This is a genomic window from Janibacter hoylei PVAS-1, from assembly GCF_000297495.1.
GTDB lineage: Bacteria > Actinomycetota > Actinomycetes > Actinomycetales > Dermatophilaceae > Janibacter > Janibacter hoylei.
The window spans coordinates 1-5,412 of the sequence record NZ_ALWX01000099.1 but is presented as its reverse complement, the minus strand read 5'-3'; the positions used below and the strand labels follow the sequence as shown (position 1 = coordinate 5,412).

At 72.7% G+C, this 5,412-nt stretch carries 3 protein-coding genes and 2 pseudogenes; all 5 read left to right on the top strand.

Going from position 1 to position 5,412, the window contains the following annotated elements:
• The first annotated feature begins 151 nt into the window (after positions 1-151).
• The gene (locus tag B277_RS15260) at positions 152-1,384 is read left to right on the top strand and encodes an endonuclease/exonuclease/phosphatase family protein (protein WP_007929919.1); all 1,233 of its coding nucleotides are present in this window, start codon (positions 152-154) and stop codon (positions 1,382-1,384) included.
• A gap of 146 nt (positions 1,385-1,530) precedes the next feature.
• Positions 1,531-2,907 (top strand): annotated as a pseudogene (locus tag B277_RS20415) (circularly permuted type 2 ATP-grasp protein); the annotation flags it as partial.
• A gap of 229 nt (positions 2,908-3,136) precedes the next feature.
• Positions 3,137-4,123: pseudogene (locus B277_RS19350) on the top strand (alpha-E domain-containing protein); the annotation flags it as partial.
• Complete coding sequence (locus tag B277_RS19345; RefSeq protein ID WP_007929912.1) at positions 4,120-5,127, top strand: transglutaminase family protein; 1,008 nt, start codon at positions 4,120-4,122, stop codon at positions 5,125-5,127. The pseudogene B277_RS19350 and the gene B277_RS19345, both read left to right, overlap by 4 nt.
• A gap of 9 nt (positions 5,128-5,136) precedes the next feature.
• Positions 5,137-5,412 (top strand): patatin-like phospholipase family protein (locus B277_RS15245; protein ID WP_193788276.1); only part of this gene is annotated, 276 nt, incomplete at its 3' end.

Genomic DNA, 5,412 nt, shown 5'->3' with positions numbered 1-5,412 from the left:
GAGACGGTCGCGGGGCGGACCTCCTCAGGGGAGCGGTGGGGGTGGGGGGCCCCCTTCGAGACGGTCGCGGGGCGACCTCCTCAGGGGGCGGGGAGGAAGCGTTGGTCCATTGGACAGGCGGTGTTCTCCCTTCGGCCCTAGCGTCGGGAGCATGACGCCACGCACCCGCCGGACCGCCGCGCTCGTCGGCGCGGCCGCCCTCGCCCTGACCCTGGCCGCCCCGGCCACCGCCCACGACCACCGGCCGAAGGGGAAGCACCCGCACCATGGTCAGGAGGTGCGCTTCGCGACCTTCAACGCCTCGCTCAACCGGGCCACCGAGGGCCAGCTCGAGCAGGACCTGTCGACCGGTGACAACGAGCAGGCGCGCAACGTCGCCGAGACGATCCAGCGGGCTGACCCCGACGTCGTGCTCGTCAACGAGTTCGACTACTCCCGCAAGGCCGCTCGCCTCTTTCGCGACAACTACCTGGCCGTGGGCCAGCGCGGCGCCGACCCCGTGGACTACCCCTACCACTACATCGCGCCGAGCAACACGGGCGTCCCGAGCGGCCACGACCTCAACAACGACGGGACCGTCGGCGGGGGCGACGACGCCTACGGCTTCGGGCTCTTCCCCGGGCAGTACGGCATGGTCGTCTACAGCAAGTACCCGATCGACACGCGCAAGGTGCGCACCTTCCAGCAGCTGAAGTGGCAGTCGATGCCCGGCAACCGCATGCCCACCGACTACTACTCGCCCGCCGAGCAGGCCGACCTGCGGCTGAGCAGCAAGAGCCACTGGGACCTGCCGATCCGCATCGGCGCCAGGACCGTCCACCTCCTCGCCAGCCACCCGACACCGCCCACCTTCGACGGGCCCGAGGACCGCAACGGGCGGCGCAACGCCGACGAGATCCGTCTGTGGGCCGACTATGTCTCCGGCGGCACGGACGCCCGCTGGATCCGCGACGACGAAGGGAGGCGAGGTGGCCTCCCGCGGGGGGCCAGCTTCGTCATCGCGGGCGACCAGAACGCCGACCCCGACGACGGCGACAGCACCGACGACGCGATCCACCAGCTCCTGGACCACCCGCGGGTCAACACCTCGGTGACCCCGACGAGCCGCGGCGCCGTCGAGGCGAGCGAGCAGCAGGGCGGGATCAACGACGAGCACGTCGGCAACCCCGCGCAGGACACCGCCGACTTCGCCGAGCCGCCGGGCAACATCCGCGCCGACTACGTCCTGCCGAGCCGCGACCTGCCGATCCGGCACGCACGGGTCTTCTGGCCCACGAGCGAGCACCCGCTGTACCGGCTCACCGGCAGCTACCCCTTCCCGACGAGCGACCACCGGCTGGTGTGGGTCGACACGCAGGTCGGCCGGGGCCACGGGAGGCGCTGACCCCCCCTTCGCGCCGACTCAGCAAGAGAAACGCCCCCTTCGCAAGGGTTCCAAACTCTTGCGAAGGGGGCGATTCTCGGGTGACCCGAGAAACGTGGGGCGGATGGGGTTCGGGCCAGTCCACCCAACAGCGTTAGTGTCGCCACATGTCCGCTGCGGCCATCGGTGACCGGTCCTCACCCCTGCTCGACGACTACCGCGAGATCGTCACGAGCAGCGAAGGGGTCGACGAGCTCGTCACCCTCGACGGGGTGCGTGAGGCGGCGCAGCCGCTCGCCGACCAGATCGCCGGCGCCGGTCTGACCGCCCTCCTCGCAGCGCGCTCGGCGACCCGGCGCTTCGTCGCCGACGACGGCATCACCTACGGCGCCGGCGTCTCCCCCGAGGACAGCGAGGCACCCGAAGGGCGCCAGATCCCCACCGAGCCGCGCGAGTGGGAGCTCGACCCGCTGCCGCTCACCTTCGGCTCCACCGAGTGGGCCCGCCTCGAGCAGGGCGTGCGCCAGCGCGCCGCCCTGCTCGACGCCGTGCTCACCGACCTCACCGGCGAGCAGAGCCTCGTGCGCTCCGGGATCCTGCCCGGTGCCGCCGTCTACGGGCACGACGGCTGGCTCCCGCAGGCCGACGGCATCCACCTGCCCGGGCCCCGCCAGCTCGTCATGCCGGCGATGGACCTCGCCCGCGACCGCAACGGGGCCTGGCGGGTCTTCTCCGACCGCACCCAGGCACCGACCGGCGCGGGCTACGCCATGGCCAACCGCCGGATCATCGCGCGCGTCCTGCCCGACCTGCACCGCGAGGTCGACCTCGCGCGGCTGCGCGGGTTCTTCTTCCACGTGCACAAGGCGCTCGTCGCCGCCGCCCCCGACACCGACGACGTGCCCCGCATCGTCATCCTCACGCCCGGCGCGCTGAGCGACGCGGCCTTCGACGAGGCGCTGCAGTCCACCGTGCTCGGCGTGCCCGTCGTCGAGTCCGAGGACCTCGTCAGCCGCGACGGCCGCATCTGGATGCGCACGACGAGCGGGCTCTCCCCGGTCGACGTCATCATGCGCCGCGTCGAGGGCGATGCCATCGACCAGCTCGACCTGCGCGGCGACTCCCGCCTCGGCCTGCCCGGCGTCGTCGAGGCCGCCCGCCTCGGCCACGTCTCGATCGTCAACCCGATCTCCTCCGGGGTGCTCGAAAACCCGGCGCTCATCCCCTACCTGCCGCAGATCTGCCGGCACGTCCTCGGCGAGGACCTCTCCCTCGCCTCGACCCAGACGTGGTGGGCCGGCGAGCCCACCCACCTCAGCCACATCGTCACCAACCTCTCCAGCCTCGTCGTCAAGCCGGCCTCGCGCAGCGGCAACAGCAACTCGGTCTTCGGCTGGGAGCTGAGCGCCGACGAGCGCGACGAGCTCGCCATGCGCATCCAGGCCGAGCCGTGGCGCTGGACCGCGCAGGACCCGCTGACGATGTCGACGGCACCCGTGGTCACCGCCGGCGGCCTCGAGCCGCGCAGCGTCGTGCTGCGCACCTTCGCCGTCGCCGACGAGGAGGACTACGTCGTCATGCCCGGCGGCCTCGGCCGGCTCGCCGTCCGCGCCGACTCCGGCGCCATCTCGAGCTTCACCGGCGCGATGAGCAAGGACGTGTGGGTCCGCGCCGACACCGAGGCGACCGCCCCCCGAGGGGGAGGGCCTCCCCTTCGCCACGGTCGAAGGGGGGACCGCCGCCGGCTACGCGGCCCCCGCACCCCGTGTCGCCGCCGACCTGTACTGGATGGGCCGCTACGCCGAGCGCGCCGAGGCCGCCGCCCGCCTGCTGCGGGTCGCGGACAACCTCGTCGACGACCACGCGGCCCGCCCTGGCACCACCGGCCACGCCGCGATGCTCGCGATCCTCGACGCGGTCACCGAGGTCATGTCGGTGCACCCCGGCTTCGTCGGCGACGAGGGGGCCAGCCGCCGCGAGGACCCGCTGCCGCACCTGCGCGCGCTCACCCTCGACCCCCGCATCGTCGGGTCGGTCGCCTACAGCACCCACCGCGCCGTCATCGCTGCCCAGGCGGTCCGCGAGAGCCTCTCCCTCGACACCTGGCTCGTCATGTCGCGCCTCGAGCGCACCCTCCAGCACGCCGTCCCGCAGGACGACCTGCAGGAGCTGCTCATGGAGACCATCGAGGGCCTGCTGGCGCTCGCCGGCATCGGTGTCGAGTCGCTGATCCGCGACCCGGCGTGGGCCTTCGCCGACGCCGGCAAGCGCGTCGAGCGCGCCCAGCAGACGATCCGCCTGCTCGCCTCCGTGCTCGCCGTCGAGCGGGCGCCGGTCGTCGAGGGCACGACCACCGAGTCGGCGCTCCTCGCGGCCGAGTCGGTCATCACCTACCGCCGCCGGCTCACCTCCGGGCTCGGTGGGATGTCGGCACTGCAGGCGGCCGTCGACCTGCTCCTGCGCGACGTGACCAACCCGCGCTCGGTCGCCTTCCAGGTCGACCGCCTCGTCGAGGACCTCGAGCTCATCGACGACGAGGCCGCGCTGCCCGCCGTTCGCGAGATCGCCGAGCGGATCGCCGGGCTCGACCTCGACGGGCTCTTCGCCGACGGTCGCGCCCCGCTCGCCGGCAGCCTGTCGAGCCTCGGCACCCAGCTGCGCGAGGTGCACCGCTCCGTCGACGCGGCCTACTTCCGCCGCAAGCAGGCCGGGCGCAACGTGCAGTGGGTCCAGTGGAACGGTGGAGAGGAGTCCTGGTGAGCGCCACCCCGTCACGCCCCCCGGCCCCCGAGCCGGTCGCCACGGGCGACCCCCTGGTGCCGATCATCAAGCCGGAGCACCACACCCTTCGGCAGTACGAGGTGCGCCACCGCACGACGTACACCTACGAGGAGTACGTCACCGACTCCTTCGGCCGGGCGCTGCTGCGCCCGCGGGAGACGAGCCGGCAGCGCGTCCTCGAGCACCGCGTCGAGATCAGCCCCGAGCCGCACATCCTCACCGAGCACGTCGACCACTTCGGCAACCACTCGAGCTTCTACGAGGTCCGCACGCCGCACACGGTGCTCGACGTGCACAAGGTGAGCCTCATGGAGATCGAGTGGCCGGCGCCGGACATGGACCGGCTCAACGCGTGGACCGTCGCGGAGGCCGCGGAGCAGATCGCCGCCGGCGACGGCATCGACCGTGCCGAGGCGGCCCAGTACCTGCTGCCGTCGGCCCTCGTCGAGATCGCGCCCGAGGTCATCGCCTACTCGGCCGGGATCCTGCCGCCCGACCGGCCGCTCGGCGAGGCGCTCGTCGCCCTCTACTCCGACATCTACCGCGACTTCACCTATGCCAAGGGCACGACGAGCGTCAAGACGACGCTGCCCGAGCTGCTCGCCCAGCGTGAAGGCGTCTGCCAGGACTTCGCCCACCTCGCCGCCGGCTGCCTGCGCGCTGTCGGCATCCCCGGGCGCTACGTCTCGGGCTACATCGAGACCCGGCCGGCCCCGGGCAAGGTCAAGCTCCAGGGCTCAGACGCCTCGCACGCGTGGGTCGCGGCGATGACCCCCGACGGCGACTGGGTCGACCTCGACCCGACGAACAACCACTTCGCCGACTCGCGCTACATCGTCACCGGGTGGGGCCGCGACTTCCGCGACGTCTCGCCGCTCAAGGGCGTGATCTTCGGCGAAGGGGGTGGCTCCAGCCTCAAGGTCGGCGTCGACGTCATCCCCCAGGACGGTTCCGACCCGCGGGCCGACACGCCGGCGCAGTAATCTGACGCCATGCCCATGACCGCCTTCGTCCTCGGTGGCGGCGGCGTCCTCGGAGCGACCCAGGTGGGCATGCTGCAGGCGCTGCTCGCCGCGGACATCACCCCCGACCTCGTCGTCGGCACGAGCATCGGCTCGCTCAACGGCGCCTTCGTCGCCGCGGACCCGACGGTCGAAGGGGTGGGGCGCCTCGAGGAGCTGTGGCGCGACGTCGTGCGCTCCGGGGAGATGAGTGAAAGCCCGGTGCGGCGGGCCGCGCGCCTGGCCAAGCACGGCACCCACGTCATG